Source organism: Staphylococcus sp. IVB6181, from assembly GCF_025561445.1.
In the GTDB taxonomy this organism is placed as follows: domain Bacteria; phylum Bacillota; class Bacilli; order Staphylococcales; family Staphylococcaceae; genus Staphylococcus; species Staphylococcus simulans_B.
Genome location: NZ_CP095096.1, coordinates 247475 through 267751, shown reverse-complemented (window position 1 = coordinate 267751; position 20277 = coordinate 247475). Strand labels below are relative to the sequence as shown.

Below are 20277 nucleotides of genomic sequence, written 5' to 3'. Positions count from 1 at the left end.
TTTTTATTTATCTTTCTTCAAGAGGCGTAATGTCGACCACTTCATTAACTTTCTTTAACTCATTATTAATTAAAGCATAACCATTAATTAAACACTGTCCTTTATTTAGAGAAGCCAGTTGTTCTTCAATACGTTGCCTAGTATTTTTATCAGTTGCCATCGTCTTACTCACACTAACTATTTGGTCTTCTGGTGGAGCGAAATGAATTTGTAATGCCGCATTATATAATGCATCTGTTTCTCCCCCAGCATTTTTAATAGAACTAATAGATTGGGTTGCTAACCAAGATGACCAGCCAAATTTACGTCCTTCTTTAAGAATTTTTGTAGTTGGCGAAGAAGTTTTGTGATTTAGATTTTGCATCTCATCCAGTAATACTGGTATTGGATAGTTTTTGTTTCCTTCTCTTTCGGTAAAATTATACAAGTCCCATAATAAGAATTCTGTGATAATTTTTTGGATTTCTGGACTATATCCTTTCAACTGAAAAATATTTACATCTCCATTGAAATTAAATATATCTTTCCAGCTGAATGCATTGTCTTTATAAGCAAATGGATCTTTATTTAACAAATTGCTTATTCTGCCATGCAATGTCAAAGCATGGTTACTTTCATCATCTAATAGTCTTTGTTTAATTATTCCAAAAGTAAGATCTTCATCAAAAATATCTAAACCACTTCTTATATGCTCTTTTAGTAAACTGCTTTGTTGAATACCTAAACTAAATACAAAATCGACAATTTGAACTACTCTGTCAGCAATATCATCATTTGTTTCCTCGACGACTAAACCGCCTAGATCAATAGTATTACGTTTGAATGGGTTTATTGGTAATTTATCTTTATAAATATATTTAGGCTTAAGATGATCTTGTAATTTTTCAACAAACTCATCCTCTAATTGCGGAATCAAGAAACCATCAGTATAATCTACAACAAGACTGTCAATTTTATTTTTGGACATTTCATATAAAAGGCATTGCATAAAATATGTCTTTCCTTGGCCTGATTTCCCGCTGATTAGCAGATGTCTATTAGGTAAACCTTTATCTCCGTATTCCCAATAAGATTGTTCAGTGCTACCGTGGATATTACCTAATAAAATTCTTTTGCCATCAACTTTATTAATTTGTTCTCTATTTTCAAGTTCTTCATGATTATCTTGATCAGGAATAAAAGTATCGTTCATAGATTCATTTTTGATAGTTCCATTAACGTCTTCTGATGAATCTCCTGTCTCTTGATTAGTCGTCTTTAATTCAGACTCACTATCATCTATTTGATATTGTGATTCATTCTCTTCTCTAACTTCTATATCCTCATTTTCCGTTCTATTATAGTCAATATTTTCTTCTAATAAGTTTAATGAAATACCTCTTTTACCAATTTGGATTTCTTCTTTTAAGACTTCATATCCTTTTTCAGCATCGATATATGCATCCCTTTCAGTTAGATGCAATTCTAAAATATTACTATTCGGTTGCTTTAATACTTTTCTAAAGCTATTACCATCAGTAAAGAATACCGCTGCGCCTTTAGCAATTGTATGGTTAAAGGTATTACTGAAGTGGATTTTATTATTTAGCACATCTGTTTTATGTTGTAGCATTTCAATCTTATTTTCATCTTGAATAACACCGTTATCTATAAACTTCTTCAAATTTCCAAAATATATATTAGCGAAAAAGAGTCTATAATAATCTCTTGTGAATGATAATTCATCTTCATTTATTAGTTGTTTATTTAACACCTTGTACAACTCTGACACTTGAATTGATGCCTTATTCATAACTGAAGAATCATTTTGTCCTACTTTCACTTCAGCTGGCAGCAAATAAAATACGCCTTCATTTTCTTCATTGATCTCAAAGCCAATAAATAGCAAATCATCAGAAATAGATCCTTTATGTTTTAACTCTTTTGCTGAAAAAATATCAGTACTCGCGTCTAATCCTTGTTGTCTACTTACTCTGATGATTTCTTCTAAAGAGACCGGTATCCATGTAATTGAACTTTTATCCAGTAGCGATAATAGTGTTTTATAGGCAGCAATTATGCTTAATTTTTCTCTTACCTTATTATCAACATTATGACTGCGGCTATTTCGAGTACCTATAATAGATAATAACCACTCGCCGTTTAAAATATTAAATGAACGAATAATAGACTCCATATTCTCAGGTTTAAAATCAACATTAACCTTAGCTAAAAACTCTTTCAATACATTCTCATATTGTGAAGTGTTGTTCGTAACAGTAATTGACTCATAATTAAACGATGAAGTTTGATCATTGTAGTGAATAACATATAGTTCATGTTCACTATCATTAAAATAAGATAAATCTACTGAAGGATCTATAAAGGTAACCCAGTTTGATGTATCAAATATTGGTTGTAGATTTTGCTCTGATAAACTAATAACATTATTTGCTATAACTTCATTTTTCTTAAATGGATTCAACCGTTTATTCTGATTGTTAGATACAAAGCTGTTCCAAAGTTTTGCACTATTTACTAGTGTGCTATGTGAAGTAAGACCATTAACACCAAAACCTGATACAAAGCTGTTCCAAAGTTTTGCACTATTTACTAGTGTGCTATGTGAAGTAAGACCATTAACACCAAAACCTGATACAAAGCTATTTCCCAATTCTGTATACGTCAGATCCGATAACAATCCATTATTAGCAATAGAACTGTTCAACTTATTAAAATCATTTATACTAAATTGTGGCTTTTGATCAAAATTCAGGAATGTTATATGGAATAAATTATCATTTTGATTAAAGAAGATGTTCACCTTGTCCTTTAATGCTTTTATAACATCTTCTTCCTCATTATTATTTCTAACTTTGCTCGGTACTTTGATTCCAAGCATTTCAACTAATTCTTTATAATTACTGATGTTGTAAAATTCTTCAAATAATATGTCGTTGTTGCGGTTAGTATCCTTAAATCTATTTTCTGATGTATTATCAATAAATACATTTATCGGATTGATAAGGCTTATATACTGGCTATTAGAGAATTCATTAAAGATATATTCACATACACCTTTTAATATCATCTTATAGTCATCTACATCAATAAACCTAGTATTCAATGCGAATTCATCACTTATATTAAACAGATATTCGAAGTGTGTCTTAAAATCATTTAATCTAGACTTGATAATTAAACTCATTTTTTCAGCATTTGTTTTACTTTTCGAAGTGTATTGTTTATAAATGATACCTCTAGGATAGTCGTCTTCATTATTTGAGAAATAATAATGTTCTTCATCTACAAAATACGGTAATAACCCCGCTGGATTATATTTTTTTATAATTTTTTCAGGTAACTTGTTGTCTTGAATAGCTTTAGATTTTTGAATTTCATATCTAAGAACCAAAGGATGTAACGGAGTTAAATATAACAAGTCATTCCCCTTAATCATGCCAACTTTATGAATGTTTTGAGTCTGAATATCAACAATCTTTTCATTATCTCTTAATTCATCTAACTCGTTTTCAAATAAAGAACAATATTTTTCAGCGCTTTCCAATAATTCGTTATCCAAATACACTAAACTAGGCAATGAGTTTCTCTTTTTTATCTCCTCAACTAAATTATCATACGCTTCTATAATTTCAGGTTTTAAATCCAACCTCTCACCATAAAAGCTTTCGCTAGTTAGTATTCCATACATAAAACCATTGTTGATCATTTCTTCTTCAATGTTCAGCATCTTTTTAAAAGCAGCAAAAGGATAGTATTCACTATTACCTTGAATTACTTTTCCTTTTTCATTTTCCATTGAGATTTTTTTATTATATAATTCCTTCATCAAAAAGCTTCCTGAAACAGGAACCGGCTTTTGTGTAACCTCATTCAACTTCACCTTATAGAAGACATTATTAATTAATAGCTGAATATAAATGTTAGTTTCATCTTCTGAAATCAGTTCATTAAATTTAAATACGTTAGTATAATCAACGTTAAATGCCTGACCGTTTTCTTTTACAACAGCTTCTTTAAATTCTGAATCATTTAATACTAACTCATTTTCTACATCTTTTACTGATACTTCTACCATTTTAGTTTTTGTATCATATTTTAACGTATAGTTCGTTCTTAGCTTTTCAATTAAATGACTTTCAAAGTTAACGATAAGTATTCTGAATTTAAAAGTTAAAGACGTGTTATTTTTATGTTTATAGCTAAATTCCAGGTAGTAATCATCGTTATCATTAAGGTTCGCAGTGTTTATTATAATATTATTTTTGTTACCTTTCATTTCGATCTCTATTTTAGAGTTGTTCGTAAGATTGAAGAGTTTTTGTCCACGTTTAATGATTGAATTAGTATCTATTTTAATATTATTAGAAAACGGAAGCTTTATTCTCTCTATTGTGCTTTTTTTTAAAGATGATTATACTACGTTCTCTTCTTTGTACTCTGGTTTTTCCTTTTGGTTTATCCCATACTTCTATATTTTTAAATTGTTTTAAAAAGTCTTCTTCAAGATAATCCATATCAACTTTTTTTAATTTGTCCATTGCCTCTTTACTGTTTTTTACAGTTTCAAAATCCATTTCGTACCAGTCGTCTTTGGCAAGTTCATTCACGACACTGTCTCGATCAAAGTTCTCCTCTAAACTTTCTCTTGGGTTTCCTCGATCATGATAATAGTTAACATCGTCAAATAATGTTTTATTAGTTTCTAGTCGTGTTTGTATCTCTTTATCGGCAAATGTATCTATTTGTTTATCTTCAAAAAGCCCTAGTTGATGATAGTTTTCTTTATTGATAGATCCTTGTTCTATAATACTGAAAACCGCTTCAAAATCCATCAATGTATATTTAACCAATTCATCATCGAAGGTATTTTCTATTACAAAGTTCATAATTATTTTTTCGTGATCTTTTAGATTGTTTTGTGTGTTTTCAACTTGCTTTTTTAAATTATTACGCAACGTACGTGTATGGAAGGGCGCACCTTGTTTAGCTAAATCAAATGCACCCCCTGTTATACTATCGAGATCCTCGTTTATCACAAATATTACTATGGAGTTTTTCCATTCTTTCTCTTGTAAAGACACTTTATTACGAATAGTTACTAAGAAATCATTTTTCACACCTTGTTTGGCAAATACAAAAATCGCATTTAACCCTTGAACATCTATACTTTCAGTTGTAAATTGAAACTCTTCGCTTTGAAATGTTTCTAATTTGTTCGACTCAGAATTGATGATTGCATTTTGCAATTTTTCAATTTCTTTCTCGCTATTTAAAATTAAATAATACCTATCACCTTCATTAAGGGTACTGTGTTCTAAAAATTCTACGAGCTTACCACTTAAAAAATTATAGTATTGGCTTGACATACTTAGCCTCCCCGCTGTCACTTTTCTTATCTAAAATATTCATTCTTTCATATAACTCAATAATTTCTTCTTTAGAATATCTATCTAAAAATACTCCACGTTTCTCAAATTCAACAAATACATCTCTTATAATCATTTTTTTATCTTTAACTATTAATGCTGTTAACAAAATAATCAATTCTTTTCTAAGTGTCAGTACTTTCCCTAGTTGCCCTCTACGTTTCAAGAAATATAAGTCACCTATCTCTTCAATCGGTTTAGGAAAACGAGATACTGTTTCACTCGGAAGATCTTTGACTAGCCAATCCCTAAACATTGAAATTTTACTTTCTAAATCAGAAGGTAAGATTTCATTTCTATCAGTAGAAACCTTATATTTGTCTAGAAACTCTTTAAACTCAGCATTTAGATATTCTTTACGATTATCTTCCATATTTTTAATATCTTGTATTGAGTGAAATTCATTACTTTCAATCAGTTCGTTCAAATATCCTATTAAGTTGTCATTAGCCTGAATGTTTTTGTATGTTTTTTTCAATAAATTAAAGCCACTTTTATTAGTTATTCTTGTACTTGTTATTTTTTCTGAGTCTAATGTGTAATATAACTCAAAAACGCGATCATCATTGATGTTAAGTCGATCAACTTTTAGCACTGTTTGCATTAAAAACTGGAAATAATAAAATGCAAAAAACAAGCTCATATTTTTTATAGCAAAATCCTTATGTTTCAATAAATAAGACAAATCTTCAAACCTTTCTCTAAGAATATCTTCAGAAATTACGACAAAGTTATTATCCACCTCTGTACTATTCATTTCACCTAGAGAATCTATTAATAGATCTTCAACCAAATTAGAAGTTGACCGATCATTAATAAATTGTTTCCATTCATTATGGTTATTTAAGTCAAAGATTCGACATAAGTATTTTGCAATGTCGATTTCACCCTTTTTTTCATTGTTTTCACTCACAGCATAATAATTGAGCAGATAAGGATGATTAAATGCTTTTATATAAGATTGATCAAACATATTCGAAAGAAATCGAACCTTTTCGTCTTCGTCCATTTCCTCACCATTGATTAACTGGACACTGTCAATGTTTTCTGCAATATCTTCTATAGTATATTCATCTTTTAAATAAACCGGATTCCACCCGATACTTATTCTTGATAAAGCACCTATCACTGGGTCAAATCCTTGTGAAAATTTCTTTTGAAACTAGGTTTACCTTCAATTAACTTCAATTTGTTTATTAATTGTGCACTTAACTCTGCCATCTATCTTATCTCCTTAATTTCATATCCTAAGAAGCCTTTTTGCACTTCAAATTTTTTATTACTTTCTACAAGACTTACAATTGTTTTGTCTTTAGAAACTAAGTTATTCAAAATATTCTCTACAAATTCTGAAAAAACTACCGCATCTTTTTTATCCTTGGATTTAAGAACATATCCTTTTTCAATTTTAAATAGAAGTTTGTATAGGTTATAGTCGATTACTATTTCCATACTTTTTCCATTAACATTTATTCCAACTTTAATCGTATAATGGTCAGTTGTTTTGATATATTCATGCTTATATTTCAGTTCTAATCCTATTCTCATCTTAGAGTTGAATTCAAAGTTTTCATTGTAAATAAATCCTGTTTGCGGACTTCCATTCGAGTGATATATAGCTTTTTGGATCTTTAACAATATCGATTTTTGTGAGGCTTTATTTGTTTCCACATCCCTTAGCAATTGCAGAAATTCAATATATTCCTGATTATCCATAATCTTTATGATTAAAAAGGTAATGTAACCTAATAAGCATTTTAAATCGTCTTATATGCTTTAATCCTTCAATCAGCATGATATATTCTTCTATAAAGCTATATACTTTGTCACCAAAGAAATGTTGACATTTACCATAAAAATCTAAGGCATTATATAATTCAACATTAAGTTTATCTATCTTATAATTCTGAATCTTACTTGGATCTTGGCTACTTATAGACTTTAATAACGGGGATCTATCCGCACTTTCAAACAATAAGTTCATTAATAGGTTATTATTTTCTTTATTGTTATCAGGAACTATAATATCGTGTATAAAGTTAAAAAGTGCTCTGGTTGAGATAATCCTTTTATTTTCAATTTGGATCTTTATGAGTAGGTGAATTACTGCACTTTGCACTTCTTTGTTTAACATTAATTTGTAGTTTTTATATAAACTTTCAGACCTGTTAAAGCCATCATCTTGAATAAAAGCAGCATAAATTGGGTTGTTTAGCTCTTTTTTAAATACCTTATCCATTACTTGATTGTAAAAATCACTATAGATTCCATTTTCGCCTATTTCAAAAGGCTTTTCACTTAAAAATGAGACAACAGATACTTCTTCGTTATCTTTTTCATTTAGATCAGACGTACTTTCTAAAAAAATATTTGTCTCTTCAATTATCTCTCCTAAATAAGATATATCAGAAATTTCAGAAAGACTTTCTGTTAATTTATGTAGCATACCTATATTTATAGCGATTATTATTTTTCCATCTTCATTCTTATACTTCTTAAATATTTCAATGAGGGTCTCCTGAGCTGTTCTATAAGGATTGTCACTCTCTGTGGCATCATTATAAACAGTTGTTCCGTCCAATAGTTCAGGATGGTTTTTATTTAAGTGTGCAAGTAAGTGTGACTTACCATCCCCGACTGAGCCCACTAAAAGAACAATCCCTGATCCTTTTTCATTTAATTTTTTTATCGTGTTTATTAATCGTTGTCCTATTGGTCTATCAATATGCATATACTCATTAAACTTTGTAAAGGCCTGAGAGTTTACTATTGATTCTCTTGAAGTAACACTTAGATGTTTCATGATTTCTTTAAAGCGATCACTAGCTATACTAGATTTATTATTAGTATATTTTATCAATCTGTCTAGCTGATTTTTGATAGTTTGAATGCTTTGAGTGTCATTAAATTTATTAAAATCTGCTATCCCTGTTCTAATATTTCTCATTATTTCTAAAGTTGTATTATCAATGCTATTTTTCATTTTTAATTGTAAAATTTCTTTATTGAAGTCCACTATATTGACATTACTAATTTTAGTTGCTTTTAGATGTATTCCATTTTTTCTTAAAGACCAAAATAAATTTTTTCTAGTTCTTTTAATTCAACCAATTCATTCTCTCCTTCAAACATATGCATTTCTATCTTTTATTTTAAACTATATTTCAACATCTTAGTAGTAAATTATTGTTGATTTTAAGCATATTACTGTAATGAGGTGCTCTATATTATCATTTTTTATTTCTAATTAGTAGACTATGTAACCTTTCACTCAATAATTAAACCTTAATACATTTTTAGTAACTTTTCTTTATCTAATAAACCTTCATCACTTTCACAATCAAAGTTATGTTATTTATATCGCCCAATATCTTGGCTTACAAATATTTACTTGCTTAAAATTACATCTCTGTAATCACAAAAGCCATGTACTTCTGTAATTTCTTACATAAAGTACATGGCTCTTGTTTCTTATATTATTCTGTTAGTTTCTAAAATATCCTTTTTGTCTTAATGCCTTCTTTAATTTTCTTATAGCGTTGTTCTTTCTGTAGCTGCCACAGGATTTGGAGCACCCTTCTTCACGGGCGATTTGTGCTGTTGGTGTGGCTTCATACCCGTTTAATCCAAAGTATCTTTCTAATAATTTCCATTCTGATTCAGTTAGATTCTCTTTAGCGATGCGTTCTACATCTTCATACATAATCTTACTTACGACTGTAGTTTCAGTTGAATGGCTTAAGTCTATATCTAGAAAGCCTAAGGCACGTTCAATACACTCTTCTTCTTGAATTTTTTCATATTCTGCATCTAAAGAAATTAACCCTTTAAAATGAGTATGATAATACCCTCGCAGCTCCATTAATTCATTTTCACTTATTCTCATTTGTTCGATAAGCAATTGATCTAACTCATTTGAGAGTAGGTATGGATTTCGAACCATAATAGTACTCATCTTGTTGAGTTTCGTCATCTTTTCGGCTGGAAGTTTTATAGTTGTTCTATTGGCTGAAATTGCCTTGAGCATCAAGAAGTGGATATTGCTGAATAAGTAACTAGAAAACTGATATTTTTTATCCATATCAAATCGCTCAATCGTATAGACGATTCCCATATTTCCTATTGAAATCAAATCGTCTATATCCGTTATCGTTCCATTAGCAAGTTTTAATAACCTTCTTGCAAAATAACAGACACTTTTGCGATTGACGTATATAAGCTTTTCAGTCAAACATGCCTTTCTCTTTTCATCAGTACAATCTTTTAATTCTGTTAAATACTCCATATTGTTATGATAGGTATCAGCTTTGGAATATTGATTTTTCTTAGTAGTTGTTATGTTAACATTATGATTTTTCATTGTTGTCTCTCTCTATCAATTTTTTATATTACCTATTTTTAGTTTGCTATTTTCTATTTTTAGTTTGCTATTTTAGTATTATTCGCCCATTTGAAAATCACACTCCATCCTTAAATTTGAATCAGCTATTGAAAATTCATCAACTCTCTTTCTCTTATTAATTATACAATTCTTATTTTACGGGATAATGTACTGATTTTCCTTTGCTAAATAAGTAAAATTAATGCTTTTACCTCTTCACTTTCTCACTCAATAGAGTTACAATGAGTTCATTCACGCAATATTCTGATTATTGTGAATATATTTTAATAGGAGGAGATAACTATGAATCAAAGACAACATTATTGGAAAGATTGGCGATTACATACTTTAGTATTAGCCATTGTTGTTGTTTGTGAACTCATCGGACCGTTCGATATTCCACTTGGAGTAACATCAATTTTATTATTACCTGTAGTTTATGGAGTTGTCTTAGGTTTATTAGCTTATTTCACTCCTTTAGTCAAAAAGAAACAGGCAAAGAATTCTGAACCTATGGTATTTATTTCGGTGGCCATTCTAATTGCGAAATTTGGTACAGAAGCTGGTCCTGCATTACCGAAAATCATTGCGGCAGGTCCTGCTTTGATTTTGCAGGAGTTAGGTAACCTTAGAACGATTTTCTTATCTTTGCCTTTAGCAATTATGTTAGGACTTCGTCGTGAATCAATTGGTATGACGCATTCAATCGGACGTGAAGCCAACATGGCTTTGATCACAGAGAAGTTCGGCATCGAATCGCCTGAATGGCGCGGTGTCATGTCTATGTATATCTTTGGTACAATTTTCGGTGCGATTTTCTTCAGTATCTTTTCAGGGCTTATCGCTTCTGTTCTTCCGCTACACCCATTGGCTTATGCTATGGCAACAGGTGTCGGCAGCGGAGTTATGTCTGCGGCAGCAGTAGGTCCTATTATTGAAATGTTTCCAACTTATGCTAGTGATATCAAAGCCTTTTCTGGTGTAAGTAATCTTTTAACATCAGTAACCGGATTATACATGGGCATGGGTATCTTAATCGCATTACCGTTAACGATCCGTTATTACAATGGCGTTATGAAACTCAAAGCAAAGATTAAACGAAACGTACCAGAAAAGAGGGATACTCATGAAACTCACATCTAATATTATTAATTGGTCTTTGACACTTGTAGTTGTTGGAATTATCGCAGTGATCAGTAATTGGATTGGTCAAAACATTATGCCTGCAAAGGCAGTACCAGGAGTGCTTGCACTAATGGGCATTGCTTTGATAGGTATGATTCTTCAGCAATTAATACCGCTTAATATCCCCAGCATTGCTTATATAGGGATTTTGGCACTAATCTTAACAATTCCTGGAGTGCCGACGGCACCTTACATTGTTAGTTGGACACATAACGTAGAGCTGATGGCACTTGCTACACCTGTCGTTGCTTATGCTGGAATTTCTATAGGAAACTCTTGGGCAGATTTTGCTAAACTGGGCTGGAAGACCATTGTAGTAGGAATGGTTGTTTTAATGGGAACTTATGTTGGCTCAGCAGTAGTTGCACATATTGTTTTGAAGCTGCAAGGCATTATTTAATACAAACCAATGATTTTACCTTATATGTAAACGAAAGTCGATTGTCTCGTCGGCTTTCGTTTTTTATAATGACTACATCACTAATTCAAACTGCTTACTCTCTATAAACATAAACCATCTAATATTCTAATGATAGAGAGGTACTTATTTATGAAAGTCACATATGTCGCTATTTATTATAAAAACGATCCAAAGCTTGAAGGAAAATACTTCTTTATAGATTTCGATGTAGAATCATTACATGAATTAATGCCGCCGATTGAAATGCTGCCAGCTGAAGATTGTTTAGGTTTTGCTTTAGCAAAGTACAAAGAATTGGGACTGCCTTTACCAAAAGCAGCACCCATTGAATTAATATTTTTGAAAGACACATTTTATTATGAGAAAAAAGCCATAACGATTGAACTCAATGAGTATGCAGGAACGAAAAAGAGAAAGCCGAAGAAATTTATTCCTGAATGGCTCTACCAATTTGAAATGAGTGAACACGAAAAGTTTTGTATTAAAAGAGAAAGAGAATGGCAAAGACAAGCTATAGATGAACTTATGAACACAGAATTTGAAGGTAAACATGCAGGATTTATGTCCGGCAGACCATGGTTGCCAAGGGCCTCAGAAACACTTTATACAGATGAATTGAATTTACATTAAAAAGAAGCCTCCTTATGCAGACACTTACGTGCGCTAAGGAGGCTTTGCTTATGCATTAGTAAAATTAGAGAGAAATTTACTATACATATGGCATAACAAATTATTTATTTTCTTTTGAGTCTTTTTTACGACGATTAAATAAGAACACACTACCTAATGCCGCAAATAGTCCGCCGAATAATGTTGCATTACCAGTTGAGTTACCTGTATCAGGTAATTCTTCAGTTTCTTGCGTTTTAGCTGGTTGTTCCTTAGCCGGTGCTGTAAGTTGTTCAGCTTCTTTAGACACCGCTGGTGTGTCTACTGAAGGTTTAACTGGTTCACTTGGTTCTTCTGGCGTATTTGGTTGTACCGGTACTTCAGGCTGTTCTGGTTGTTCCGGTGTATTTGGCTCTTCTGGTACTTCCGGTTTCTCTGGTTGTTCTGGTGTATTTGGCTCTTCCGGTACTTCTGGTTTCTCTGGTTGTTCCGGTGTATTTGGTTCTTCCGGTACTTCCGGTTTCTCTGGTTGTTCTGGTGTATTTGGTTCTTCCGGTACTTCTGGTTTCTCTGGTTGTTCCGGTGTATTTGGCTCTTCCGGTACTTCTGGTTTCTCTGGTTGTTCCGGTGTATTTGGCTCTTCTGGCACTTCCGGTTTCTCTGGTTCAACCACTGGTTTATAGAAGCCGCTGTCGATTGTGAAGTCGTCTGCGTTATCTACTACTACTTTCACTGTTGATCCATCTGAATCTAGCGCTTTGTCTCCAACGTTTACTTTTGTGCCTTCGTAACCTTCTGGTGTTTCAAATGTTACTGTGTACTCTCCGTTGTATAGACCTGTGAATTTATAATTTCCGTTTGCGTCTGTTGTTGTTTCTGTTGTTGTGCCGTCTTTATCTGTCAACGTTACTTTTACGCCTTCAATGCCTTTTTCATTTGAGTTTTGAACACCATCTTTATTACTGTCGTCCCATACTTTATCTCCGATTGTGTATGTTGCTGGTACTGGTGTTGGTTCAACCGTCGGTTTATAGAAGCCGCTGTCGATTGTGAAGTCGTCTGCGTTATCTACTACTACTTTCACTGTTGATCCATCTGAATCTAACGCTTTGTCTCCAACATTTACTTTTATGCCTTCGTAACCTTCTGGTGTTTCAAATGTTACTGTGTATTCCCCGTTGTATAGACCTGTGAATTTGTAATTTCCGTTTACATCTGTTGTTGTTTCTGTTGTTGTGCCTGCTTTATCTGTCAACGTTACTTTTACGCCTTCAATGCCTTTCTCATTTGAGTTTTGAACACCGTCTTTATTACTGTCGTCCCATACTTTATCTCCGATTGTGTATGTTGCTGGTACTGGTGTTGGTTCAACCGTCGGTTTGTAGAAGCCGCTGTCGATTGTGAAGTCGTCTGCGTTATCTACTACTACTTTCACTGTTGATCCATCTGAATCTAATGCTTTGTCTCCCACATTTACTTTTGTACCTTCGTAACCTTCTGGTGTTTCAAATGTTACTGTGTACTCTCCGTTGTATAGACCTGTGAATTTGTAATTTCCGTTTGTGTCTGTTGTTGTTTCTGTTGTTTTGCCTGCTTTATCTGTCAACGTTACTTTTACGCCTTCAATGCCTTTTTCATTTGAGTTTTGAACACCATCTTTATTGCTGTCGTCCCATACTTTATCTCCGATTGTGTATGTTGCTGGTTCTGGTTGTGGTTCAACCGTCGGTTTATAGAAACCTGAGTCAATTGTTTTGTTATCTGCGTTGTTGATTGTCGCTGTTGTTTTCAAGCCGTTTGAATCTAATGCTTGATCACCAACGTTTGTTTGAGTTGCTTCGTAACCTTCTGGGGCTGTGAACTCAACTGTATATTCTCCGTTTTCTAAGCCAGTGAAGTTGTATTTACCTTGTGCGTCTGTTGTTGCTGTTTCTGTTGTGCCATCTGGTTTTGTTAGAGTCACTGTTACGTTTGCGATACCCACTTCGTTTGAGTTTTGGATACCGTCTTTGTTTGAATCTTCCCAAACATAGTCGCCTAGATTATATTTCGCTGGTTCTGGTTGTGGTTCAACCGTCGGTTTGTAGAAACCTGAGTCGATTGTTTTATTATCCGCATTATTGATTGTCGCTGTTGTTTTCAAGCCGTTTGAGTCTAATGCTTGATCGCCAACGTTTGTTTGAGTTGCTTCATAACCTTCTGGTGCTGTGAATTCTACTGTATATTCTCCGTTCTCTAAACCAGTAAAGTTGTATTTACCTTGTGCGTCTGTTGTCGCTGTCTCTGTTGTACCGTCTGGTTTTGTTAGAGTCACTGTTACGTTTGCGATACCAACCTCGTTTGAATTTTGGATACCGTCTTTATTTGAGTCTTCCCAAACATAGTCGCCTAAGTTATATGTTGCTGGAACTGGTGTCGGTTCAACCGTCGGTTTGTAGAAACCTGAGTCGATTGTTTTATTGTCTGCGTTGTTGATTGTCGCTGTTGTTTTCAATCCGTTTGAATCTAATGCTTGATCACCAACGTTTGTTAGTGTTGCTTCATAACCTTCTGGAGCTGTGAACTCAACTGTATATTCTCCGTTTTCTAAACCAGTAAAGTTGTATTTACCTTGTGCATCTGTTGTCGCTGTTTCTGTTGTACCGTCCGGTTTTGTTAGAGTAACAGTTACATTTCCGATACCCACTTCGTTTGAGTTTTGGATACCGTCTTTATTTGAGTCTTCCCAAACGTAGTCGCCTAAGTTATATGTTGCTGGAACTGGTGTTGGTTTGTAGAAACCTGAATCAATTGTTAGATTGTCGCCATCTTGAATTGTTGCTTTCGCAACTAAACCATTTGAATCAACATCTGCATTCGTACCATCGCCTTGAACTGTTGGTTCATAACCTTCTGGTGTCGCAAATTCAACTACATAGTTGCCATTTGCTAAGTCTGTAAATAAATAGTTGCCGTATTGGTCAGTTACTGCATTTTGCAATACATTGCCGCCTTCATCTTTAAGGGTAACGTTAACACCTTGAAGTGCACTTTCACCTGCATCTTAGATACCGTCTTTATTTGTATCTTCCCAAACATAGTCGCCTAAACGATATGTTTGTTCTGTACCGTCACCAGTACCTGAACTATCAGATACAATGACACCATTATCCCAATAGTAGCTGTTTTTGATGTTATTAGTGTCTGTAGTATAGATAGTGTCTCTAGTAGTAATTTCATTGCCGATTGTTGTATCGAATGGTGTTTCCATAATAATGACATATGGTGAATCGATTGCGCCAAAGTCAATTTGAACTAAGCCATCTTGATTTGTGTGGATTTGGTCAGCATTTTGGAAGTCTGCTGCTAAATCTTGTTTTCCTGTTGTATCGAAATAATAGCTGTTTGTCAGCGTATTCGGATCATCCACTTTATAAATTTGGAATTTTGAATCAGTAGTATTAATAATGGCACTGCTTACCTCTTTAGGCGCTAAAGTTACAAAAGCATCGTTTAAAGTTTTATCTTGAGGGTTAACATAAATCGTTTGTTTGAACGTATTTGTTGTATTCGTGTTATCCACATCTGATATTGAAGAAGATAAGCTTGCTGATTCAAAACCTTCATCTACAGGTGAATAATTATAAGTGATTTCAGGGCTATATGCTTCTCCCGCTAAATCATAGTTTAATGGGTAAGTTCCCACTGATTGTGCATCTTGACGGTCAGGGAATTGGGCAATATTAAAGCTTCCTGCAATGTTGTCTTTGCCATTCACCCAGTCAGTAAAGGTGTATGTTAATGTTTTAGTATTTGTGTCATAAGAACCATCCGCAATAGTAAAGCCTGCTGGAGAATCAAGAGAGAAGACCATTTTATTATCATTGCCTGTGTAGTCCAATGCGCCATCTAAATTAACATTATCTGGGAATTGGAAAGTAAAGTAATCTCCTTGTTTAACCGTACCGTTTACTGTGTAATCTCCTGTTAAAGCAAAGTGACCGCCTTGGTTAGGATCAATTGCTGTTTCAGTGATTTGCGCATTTGAAACAGTTACTAAATCATTAACATTGGCACCTGTTTGCGTCACTAATGTATCGTTAGGTGCTCCTGCAGTGAAAGCTGATGCGGATCTTAACACTGGTGTTGTTTCTGCTACTGTTTCAATTGTGTTTGCATCTTTATTTTGAGATGACTGCTGCAACAATTTAGCCGCTGCAACTTCAGGTGAGTCTTGAGGTGTTACACCTGCTTGTTCAGCTAATTGTTGTGTCGCTGCATCAGTATTTGTACCTGTTACTTCAGCATTAGTCGGTTCTGTCGCTGTAAGTTGTTGCGGTGCTGCTGTTAATGCTGTGTTTTCAACAGTATCTGCTTGCGGTGTTGAAGTTACATTTTGTTCTGGTGCACTCTCTTGTTTTGGCGCTGTTTCTGTCACTGTATTTTCTGCTGGTGCTGTTGTGTTATTTTGTTCTGGTGCTGCTGTTTCGTTAGCAGTTGACGTTTCTTTTTGTGCTGTTTCAGTTTGTGCTGTTTCTTGTACTTTTGGTGCTTGTACTGCAGTTCTTCAGTTTTTGCTGCTGTTTCTTCTTTAGCAGGTACCGGTTGTTCAGCTGGTGCTTCTTGTGTTGCTGACTCTTGTTCTGGTGCCGGTTGATTTGCAGTTTCTGGTGCCGCTTCTTTTGCAGCAGTTGTTTCTGTTTGTTGAGCTTCTGGTTGCGCTGCATCTTGTGTTGGTGCTGGTTGTTCTGCAGTTTCTGGTGCAGTCGTCGGTGCTGTTTCCTTAGATGTTTCTGCAGGTTGTGTTTCTGTTTGAGCTGCAGTATTTGTTTGTGTTTCTGTTGTTTGAGTTGTTTCTGTTTGAGTAGTTTGTGCATCTGGAGTTGGTTGATCTGTTGGCGTATTAGGCTGTTCTGATGTACTGCCTGTAGATTGACTAGAGTCGTTTGCTGTTGTTTCAGCTGCTCTTGCCTCTTGACCTAATCCGGATAATAATGTTGCTCCTACGATAATTGATGCTGTTCCAACCGTGAACCTGCGGATGGAATATTTGTTTTGACGTCTTGCGTCAAACCCATTTGAACTTTTGTTCATGTCATTACCCCTTTCGATAGCAAAATTTTGTTAATATTTATAACTCCCATAATGCTAAAAAAGAGCCGAACTAATCTGCTATGTACTAAAAGAACGTCGGAGAAGGTTTTATAGTGAAATAGACAGACTCTCTTCATCCCTGGGGACTCACATCATGAGTTGCGTACAATTACAAATTAATCGACTTAATTTAATGATATTTAAACCCAAATAAAAAATATTGTATTTAATAGTGAAAACTGTACTATTACTGTGGAATTTTGAAAATTAAGATTTCGTATTTCTTCTGTATTGCGTAGGTGTCATTTGAAATTCCTTTTTGAACTTTTTACAAAAGTGAGACGAATCGGCATAACCTAACATTTGGGAGATTTCACTTATACTTAGATTTCTATCTAGTAATTTCTTAGCATCTTCCAATTTAGATTTAGTGATATATTTCTTCACTGTCATTCCGAGTTCATTTTTAAAATTTAAATTTAATGTCGTTTGGCTAATGTTGAATTCCTTTGCGATAGATTCTATAGTCAGCTCATTATACAAGTTCTTATTGATATAACTGAGTATAGAAGATAGAAATGGTGAAATTTCTTCATCTACGATTTCACTTATCTTTTTAGTAAAGAAGACAATGGCACCATTTCTAACTTTCATAATTTCAGAGAAGCTTTTTGCGGCTTTATTATCAACCATCATTTGATCTCTTGTGCGTGTAGCTTCTAAAACATCCATGCCTGATTCAATTGCAAGTTGTTATAACTTTTCAAATACAATGATTGAATAGTTTTTCTCGCTGCGAATCGAATCTCTTTTGCTTAAAGGCATGATTCCTCCTTCCAAATCTGACAGAGATTTTTTTAACTTTTTCATCGAACCTTGTCTTACTAGTTTCAGTATTTGCTTTTCATACTCCAATTTGTTTCTTTCAGTGTCATTTTCAATAAAGAATAATTTTTCCAGCCCTGCTTCATCCAACATTTTCTGCAATTTCATCGCATAATTATGTATAGGCTCAAAAGATTTGTCGGTTGTGTCTGGTGTAAATAGGTAATCTACCAATTTAATGATGTCTTTAAGATCTTCAAGTGAATAAACTCTCAACGCTTGTACATAATCATTGATTGCGTGCTTAAATTTAATGTTGATGTTTTGGTCTTTCAGATACTTTTCAAAACAATCCTCAGACGGCAAGCAGTTTACTTTGAGCGGTCCGAATAAATAATATTTTTCTTCAAAATAGTGCAGTAGAAATACTTCATCTAAACTGCCTGTCAAAATAAAACAATTCAGCCTCTCTTTCTCACGCTCAACTGACTTAATAAGATCAAGTTCATTATATTGCGGGCTTATGTGTTTCTTCGATGTATACTCCTGTATCTCATTCAGATTAGAATCGTATGCTTTAACATTTATGCCTAAACATACGTGAAGCGATTTTAAAATTGCTGTTTCTTTCATTTCTAATCAAAGACCTCCTAGTTAAAACGAAGTTTCTTTTGCCTCACACCTTTATCATAATGGTAAAACGAAATATTTAATTGTACATATTATTAAACATTGTATGTTTATAACATACAATTGCTCACAAGTTGTATATCTATAACACTGTCATCACAAGGTTAAACTACGCAAGCGCTTTCTTATATATTTAGATTACCCATCATCAATCAACAATACTTTTATCATAATTAATTAATTATTTGTTTTTGTCAATAAATATTTTCTATAAATTACAATAGACGAACATAAAAAATACGCTGTATCACTTAATGGATACAGCGCGAGATTATTGAATGTGCTTTATTGATAGATTTTTTTAAGTGTTTCAGCGAAGTCATGCGGTTCTTGGACATATCCGAGATGACCGCCCGACATTCTGTTTATTTCAATGGATAATGCTGCCGCAAGATAATTGTTCACTTCTTGCGGAAATGATCCTGCGGCATTTGTGCCGTTTAAGAGTATGATTTTCTCTTTCAGTTTTCGCAGCGTTTCGATTGTCACTTGAGATGCAGTATATTGGCGCAATTCATATTCAAACCAATTTTCCATTTCTTTCAGATGTTGTACTGTTACTTCATCTTCCGCATCTTCTACTGGTTGTGTCATCATTTCTTGATCAAGAGATGTAACACGTAATGTTTCTCCCAATAATTCCATCGCATCTGACATGCCTTCATCATTTTCAGTTTCTACAATTGCTTGATTCTTATCTTGCCAATATTTTGCATCAGGCAAGAATGAATTGATAAGCGGTTCATGCAACGCTGCTGTTTTCACGATATATGGATGGTCTTGCAAGAGGTGCATCGCAATAATTGCGCCTGTGCTTGTACCGAAAATATTAACCGGCGCATCTTTGCTTTCATGTTCTGCTAATCGTACAATATCTTTTGCATCTTGTTTAACACGGTATTCGCTTTTCGAACTGCTGACTTCTGCAAGCAGCGGTGCTGTAAGGTGACTTTGTCCAAAACCTCTGCGATCTACCGCAATGACAGTATAATCCTCTGCTAATGTTTTTGCCATCGGCAAAAAGATATCTCCAGTACCATTAGCACCTGGAATTAATATTAAGACAGGTCCTTGTCCGAGTTTATGGTAATGCAAGTTGGTGCCCTTTAAATTTAAAGTTTCCATATTCATTCCCTTTCTCTATATAAATGCTGTGAAGCCATTTAAAGTTTGATATGCCAATCGTTTCCCTAAATTCTTCAAATCATGCAAAATCAGTGATGTTTCACGTAAAACACGCAAATGTAAAGGTTTTTTGCGGATTATTGCACTAATATATTTTTAATGTAAATTGCATTGAAAAACATTAATCCTTTGTATATCTTATAGGTTAAATACATTCATACATATCACAGTTTTTCACATCTTAAAGGAGGTACACCGATGGCCGTACTTAGTCGTTTCGAACGTATGAAAAATTACCAGAAAATCACATTATGCTTAGGTATTATAGCTATGATAATCGTCTTCATTATTATGATCTTAAATCGTACACACCTGATGCATATTCCTGGTGCGAGTTTCATCTTCAGAAGCTCACGCCTTATCATGTTAGTCAGCTTCGCTGTTTATATTTTTGAAGAAAGCAAAATACTCGCATGCATCCTGGCGATTTTAGGCTTAATGTTCTTTTTCTTTTAATATTTAACCCGCTTATTTCAATA

General features: G+C 33.6%; 15 protein-coding genes and 2 pseudogenes. 4 read left to right on the top strand and 13 right to left on the bottom strand.

The window, feature by feature from the left end; translation table 11 throughout:
* Positions 1-7: 7 nt before the first annotated feature.
* The 6 genes from MUA90_RS01220 to MUA90_RS01195 all read right to left on the bottom strand — a co-directional run bounded on the left by MUA90_RS01220 (position 8) and on the right by MUA90_RS01195 (position 9789).
* Entirely contained in the window at positions 8-4279 is a 4272-nt protein-coding gene (locus MUA90_RS01220; RefSeq protein ID WP_262587827.1) for a helicase HerA domain-containing protein, read from the bottom strand.
* 85 nt (positions 4280-4364) lie between these two features.
* Positions 4365-5369 carry a hypothetical protein gene (locus MUA90_RS01215; protein WP_262587826.1) on the bottom strand — a complete coding sequence of 335 codons (1005 nt, stop codon included), beginning with the start codon at positions 5367-5369 and terminating at the stop codon, positions 4365-4367.
* Entirely contained in the window at positions 5350-6558 is a 1209-nt protein-coding gene (gene dptG, locus MUA90_RS01210; RefSeq protein WP_262587824.1) for a DNA phosphorothioation-dependent restriction protein DptG, read from the bottom strand. The genes MUA90_RS01215 and dptG overlap by 20 nt, the downstream gene beginning before the upstream one ends.
* A 92-nt stretch (positions 6559-6650) precedes the next feature.
* Complete coding sequence (locus tag MUA90_RS01205) at positions 6651-7145, bottom strand: hypothetical protein (RefSeq protein ID WP_262587822.1); 495 nt, start codon at positions 7143-7145, stop codon at positions 6651-6653.
* Entirely contained in the window at positions 7138-8445 is a 1308-nt protein-coding gene (gene dptF / locus MUA90_RS01200) for a DNA phosphorothioation-dependent restriction protein DptF (RefSeq protein WP_262587820.1), read from the bottom strand. The genes MUA90_RS01205 and dptF overlap by 8 nt, the downstream gene beginning before the upstream one ends.
* Before the next feature lie 468 nt (positions 8446-8913).
* Positions 8914-9789: a sigma-70 family RNA polymerase sigma factor gene (locus tag MUA90_RS01195; RefSeq protein ID WP_262587818.1), complete on the bottom strand. Its 876-nt coding sequence runs from the start codon at positions 9787-9789 to the stop codon at positions 8914-8916.
* 324 nt (positions 9790-10113) lie between these two features.
* On the opposite strand from MUA90_RS01195, the gene MUA90_RS01190 reads away from it, so the two are divergent.
* The 3 genes from MUA90_RS01190 to MUA90_RS01180 all read left to right on the top strand — a co-directional run bounded on the left by MUA90_RS01190 (position 10114) and on the right by MUA90_RS01180 (position 12046).
* Positions 10114-10953 carry a DUF3100 domain-containing protein gene (locus MUA90_RS01190; RefSeq protein ID WP_262587816.1) on the top strand — a complete coding sequence of 280 codons (840 nt, stop codon included), beginning with the start codon at positions 10114-10116 and terminating at the stop codon, positions 10951-10953.
* Positions 10937-11395 (top strand): hypothetical protein, encoded by a 459-nt coding sequence (locus tag MUA90_RS01185; RefSeq protein WP_114604319.1) that lies wholly within the window; start codon positions 10937-10939, stop codon positions 11393-11395. The genes MUA90_RS01190 and MUA90_RS01185 overlap by 17 nt, the downstream gene beginning before the upstream one ends.
* Before the next feature lie 150 nt (positions 11396-11545).
* Positions 11546-12046 carry a hypothetical protein gene (locus MUA90_RS01180; RefSeq protein WP_262587814.1) on the top strand — a complete coding sequence of 167 codons (501 nt, stop codon included), beginning with the start codon at positions 11546-11548 and terminating at the stop codon, positions 12044-12046.
* A gap of 100 nt (positions 12047-12146) precedes the next feature.
* Here MUA90_RS01180 and MUA90_RS01175 read toward each other — a convergent pair whose 3' ends face one another.
* The 7 genes and pseudogenes from MUA90_RS01175 to MUA90_RS01140 form a co-directional block, all read right to left on the bottom strand.
* On the bottom strand, positions 12147-12335 hold the full coding sequence (locus tag MUA90_RS01175; protein ID WP_262588777.1) for an LPXTG cell wall anchor domain-containing protein: 189 nt from the start codon (positions 12333-12335) through the stop codon (positions 12147-12149).
* 387 nt (positions 12336-12722) lie between these two features.
* Positions 12723-15056: pseudogene (locus MUA90_RS13925) on the bottom strand (SdrD B-like domain-containing protein); the annotation flags it as partial.
* A 12-nt stretch (positions 15057-15068) separates the two neighbouring features.
* Positions 15069-16442 (bottom strand): fibrinogen-binding adhesin SdrG C-terminal domain-containing protein, encoded by a 1374-nt coding sequence (locus tag MUA90_RS01160; RefSeq protein WP_262587813.1) that lies wholly within the window; start codon positions 16440-16442, stop codon positions 15069-15071.
* A 511-nt stretch (positions 16443-16953) separates the two neighbouring features.
* Positions 16954-17098 (bottom strand): annotated as a pseudogene (locus MUA90_RS01155) (YSIRK-type signal peptide-containing protein); the annotation flags it as partial.
* Between the two features lie 267 nt (positions 17099-17365).
* Entirely contained in the window at positions 17366-17791 is a 426-nt protein-coding gene (locus MUA90_RS01150; protein ID WP_262587812.1) for a helix-turn-helix domain-containing protein, read from the bottom strand.
* Between the two features lie 60 nt (positions 17792-17851).
* Entirely contained in the window at positions 17852-18556 is a 705-nt protein-coding gene (locus tag MUA90_RS01145) for a hypothetical protein (RefSeq protein WP_262587810.1), read from the bottom strand.
* 342 nt (positions 18557-18898) lie between these two features.
* Complete coding sequence (locus MUA90_RS01140) at positions 18899-19738, bottom strand: alpha/beta fold hydrolase (protein WP_262587808.1); 840 nt, start codon at positions 19736-19738, stop codon at positions 18899-18901.
* Between the two features lie 258 nt (positions 19739-19996).
* On the opposite strand from MUA90_RS01140, the gene MUA90_RS01135 reads away from it, so the two are divergent.
* Complete coding sequence (locus MUA90_RS01135; RefSeq protein ID WP_114604306.1) at positions 19997-20254, top strand: hypothetical protein; 258 nt, start codon at positions 19997-19999, stop codon at positions 20252-20254.
* The last annotated feature ends 23 nt before the right edge of the window (positions 20255-20277 follow it).